The 3687-nt window shown below is 74.7% G+C and carries 3 protein-coding genes and 1 pseudogene; 3 read left to right on the top strand and 1 reads right to left on the bottom strand.

Features of this window, described 5'->3' with window-relative positions:
• A pseudogene (locus SSBG_RS02750) lies at positions 1–420 on the bottom strand (DUF523 domain-containing protein); the annotation flags it as partial.
• Between the two features lie 148 nt (positions 421–568).
• On the opposite strand from SSBG_RS02750, the gene SSBG_RS02745 reads away from it, so the two are divergent.
• From SSBG_RS02745 to SSBG_RS02735, 3 genes are all read left to right on the top strand, one after another.
• On the top strand, positions 569–1768 hold the full coding sequence (locus tag SSBG_RS02745; RefSeq protein WP_008744707.1) for a CaiB/BaiF CoA transferase family protein: 1200 nt from the start codon (positions 569–571) through the stop codon (positions 1766–1768).
• A 105-nt stretch (positions 1769–1873) separates the two neighbouring features.
• On the top strand, positions 1874–3088 hold the full coding sequence (locus SSBG_RS02740; protein ID WP_037868792.1) for an acetyl-CoA C-acetyltransferase: 1215 nt from the start codon (positions 1874–1876) through the stop codon (positions 3086–3088).
• A 52-nt stretch (positions 3089–3140) separates the two neighbouring features.
• On the top strand, positions 3141–3687 hold a 547-nt coding region (locus SSBG_RS02735; protein WP_037868790.1), incomplete at its 3' end, for an enoyl-CoA hydratase-related protein.

The following is a 3687-nucleotide window of genomic DNA, read 5'->3' as shown; positions in this document are numbered from 1 at the left end:
GCAGCAGCGCGGCCGTCACGCCCTCGCCCCGCCGTGAGCGTCCCGGTGAAACGTGCCGTCGTGGACGCCGCCCGCGCCGCACGAGGGGAAGCGCGGCATGAGGTCCGCCTCCGCGCAGCCCGCGCGGCGGGCCGCGGCGAGGGCGCGTTCGGCGCCGGCGACGAAGGCGGCCGTCACGTCGTCCCCCGTGTCCTCCACGACGCGGGCCGTGCCCTCCAGCACCCCGTGCCCGTCCCCGCCGCGCAGTTCGGCGGGCCGGCGCGGCGTCGGAAGGCCCCCGGCCTGCTCGGGGCAGAAGGCGACGACGCGGCGCCCCGCGAGCAGTTCGTCCAGCGGCCCGCTCCGTCTGTCGCGCCCGTCGTAGCGGCAGGGGACGCCGCGCAGGCAGGCGCTCACGAGGACGGGGGAGGGCTCGGTCATGGTGTCCACGCCCTCACCCTACGCGCCCCGCGCCGCTCGCGTACGACGCTTCTGAGCGCTTGCTTTCCCGGGGCTTGTGCCGGGACGGCGCCGTTCATAGCATCGCCGGTGTTACATCAGTTCTGTCACAAGGCCGGGAGTCGCGCGGATGAGCGGAACAGCGGAACGGGGCGGGCCCCTCGCCGGAGTGCGGGTCCTGGAACTGGCGGGGCTCGGCCCCGGCCCCTTCGCCGCGATGCTCCTGGCCGACCTGGGCGCGGACGTCGTACGGGTCGACCGGCCCGAGCGGGGCGGCATGTTCGGCATGGACCCCGCGTGCGACTTCACCAACCGGGGCAAGCGCTCCGTCGCACTCGACCTCAAGACCGAGGAGGGCGCCGCCGCCGTCCTCGCCCTCGCGGAGCGCGCCGACATCCTCGTCGAGGGCTTCCGACCCGGCGTCGCCGAGCGCCTCGGTGTCGGCCCCGCGCAGGCCCTCGCCGCCAACCCCCGCCTCGTCTACGGGCGCGTGACCGGCTGGGGCCAGGACGGCCCGCTCGCCCCGCGTGCCGGGCACGACCTCACCTACCTCGCGCCCACCGGCGCCCTCGCGCTCGGCGGCAGCCCCGAGGAACCCCCCTCCTTCCCCGCGAACCTCCTGGGCGACTTCGCGGGCGGCTCCCTCTACCTCGTCGTCGGCCTCCTCGCCGCGCTGCGGCACGCCGAGCGCACGGGCGAGGGCCAGGTCGTGGACGCCGCGATCGTGGACGGCGCCGCCCACCTGACGACGCTCCTGCACGGGCTCATGGCGGCGGGCGGCTGGCAGGACCGGCGCGGCAGCAACCTCCTGGACGGCGGCAGCCCCTTCTACGGCTGCTACGAGACCGCCGACGGCCAGTACATGGCGGTCGGCGCCCTGGAGAAGCGCTTCTACCACGAATTCACCGAACGCCTCGGCATCGCGGACACGGCGCCCGCCCGCGAGGACTTCGACCACTGGGACGAGCTGCGCGCCCGCATCGCGGCGGCCTTCGCCACCCGTACGAGGGCGGAGTGGACGAAGGTCTTCGCGGACTCGGACGGCTGCGTCGCCCCCGTGCTGTCCCTGCGCGAAGCCCCCCACCACCCGCACCTCGCCGTCCGGAACACCTTCGTCCCCGGCCCCGACGGCACCCCGCAACCGGCCCCCGCCCCCCGCTTCTCCGCGACCCCCGCCCCGCCCCCCGGCCCGCTCCTGACACCGGGCGCGGACACGGAGTCGGTGGCGGCGGAGTGTGGAGTGCCACGCCTGAGCGATCCGGGAGGGAACGAACTGGGAGAATCCGAACCCGGAGAAAGCGTCCCGGAAGACAAGGACCCGAACGCCTGAGTCCTCCGGCGTCCGCACGGCGGGGCCCGGGGCGGAGCCGTGACACCGGGCCCAAGACCACCACCCCGCCCCCGGACGCCCGAGCCCACCGCCCGAAAGGCCGACATGCCCCCCGAAGCGTACGTCTACGACGCCCTCCGCACCCCCCGCGGCCGTGGCAAGGACACCGGCTCCCTGCACGGCACGAAGCCCGTCGACCTCGTCGTCGGCCTCCTGCACGCCCTCCAGGAACGCCTGCCCGACCTCGACCCCGCCGCGATCGACGACATCGTGCTCGGCGTCGTCTCCCCGCTCGGCGACCAGGGTTCCGACATCGCCCGCATCGCGGCGATCGCCGCCGGGCTGCCCGATACCGTCGCCGGGGTCCAGGAGAACAGGTTCTGCGCCTCCGGCCTCGAAGCCGTCAACCTCGCCGCCGCGAAGGTCCGTTCGGGCTGGGAGGACCTCGTGATCGCGGGCGGCGTCGAGTCCATGTCGCGCGTCCCGATGGCCTCGGACGGCGGGGCCTGGGCGATGGACCCCATGACGAACCTGGAGACGGGCTTCGTCCCGCAGGGCATCGGAGCCGACCTCATCGCCACCATCGAGGGCTTCACCCGCCGCGACGTGGACGAATACGCGGCCCTCTCGCAGGAGCGTGCGGCGACCGCCTGGAAGGAGGGCCGCTTCGCGCGCTCCGTCGTCCCCGTCCGCGACCGCAACGGCCTCGTCGTCCTCGACCGCGACGAGCACCCGCGCCCCGGTACGACGGCCGACAGCCTCGCGAAGCTCAAGCCGTCCTTCGCGGACATCGGCGAACTCGGCGGCTTCGACGCCGTCGCGCTCCAGAAGTACCACTGGGTCGAGGAGATCGATCACGTCCACCACGCCGGCAACTCCTCAGGCATCGTGGACGGTTCGGCGCTCGTCGCGATCGGCGGCGAGGAGGCGGGACGGCGGTACGGGCTGCGCCCCCGCGCCCGCGTCCTCTCCGCCGCCGTCTCCGGCTCGGACCCCACCATCATGCTCACCGGGCCCGCGCCCGCCTCGCGCAAGGCACTCGCCAAAGCGGGCCTCACCGTCGCCGACATCGACCTCTTCGAGATGAACGAGGCCTTCGCCGCCGTCGTCCTGCGCTTCGCCCGCGACCTGGACATCCCGCTCGACCGCGTCAACGTCAACGGCGGCGCCATCGCCCTCGGCCACCCCCTCGGCGCCACCGGCGCGATGCTCCTCGGCACCCTCCTGGACGAACTCGAACGCCAGGACAAGCGCTACGGCCTCGCCACCCTCTGCGTCGGCGGCGGCATGGGCGTCGCCACCGTGATCGAACGCCTCTGACGGGCCCCGTCCCGCCCCCATCCGCACGCAACGGAGCCGCAGGAGCGCACCCATGAGCGAGCCCACCCCGATCCGCTGGGAACACGACGCCACCGGCGTCCTCACCCTCGTACTGGACGACCCCGGCCAGTCCGCCAACACGATGAACGCCGCCTTCCGCGCCGCGCTCCTCGCTACCGCCGACCGCCTCGAAGCCGAACGCGACAGCGTGCGCGGCATCATCCTCACGTCCGCCAAGAAGACCTTCTTCGCCGGCGGCGACCTCCACGACCTGCGCGCGGCCCGCCCCGAGGACGCCGCACGCGTCCTCGCCGACTCGCTCGCGCTCAAGGGCGCCCTGCGCCGGATCGAGACCCTCGGCAAACCCGTCGTCGCCGCGATCAACGGCGCGGCGCTCGGCGGCGGTTACGAACTCGCCCTCGCGAGCCACCACCGCGTCGCGCTCGACGCGCCCGGCTACCGCATCGGCCTCCCCGAAGTCACCCTCGGCCTGCTCCCCGGCGCGGGCGGCGTCACCCGCGCCGTCCGCCTCCTCGGCATCACCGACGCCCTCCTCCACCTCCTCCTCCAGGGCACCCGGCACACCCCGCGCCGCGCCC

The organism is Streptomyces sp. SPB074, from assembly GCF_000154905.1.
Classification (GTDB): domain Bacteria; phylum Actinomycetota; class Actinomycetes; order Streptomycetales; family Streptomycetaceae; genus Streptomyces.
The sequence above is the reverse complement of the archived record's forward strand: the minus strand, read 5'-3'. Positions and strand labels throughout refer to the sequence as shown.

What these genes read in the sequence shown, in the direction of transcription:
- SSBG_RS02745 (WP_008744707.1), top strand. Translation starts at nt 569, where the DNA reads ATGAGCGGAACAGCGGAACGGGGCGGGCCCCTCGCCGGAGTGCGGGTC.
- SSBG_RS02740 (WP_037868792.1), top strand. Translation starts at nt 1,874, where the DNA reads ATGCCCCCCGAAGCGTACGTCTACGACGCCCTCCGCACCCCCCGCGGC.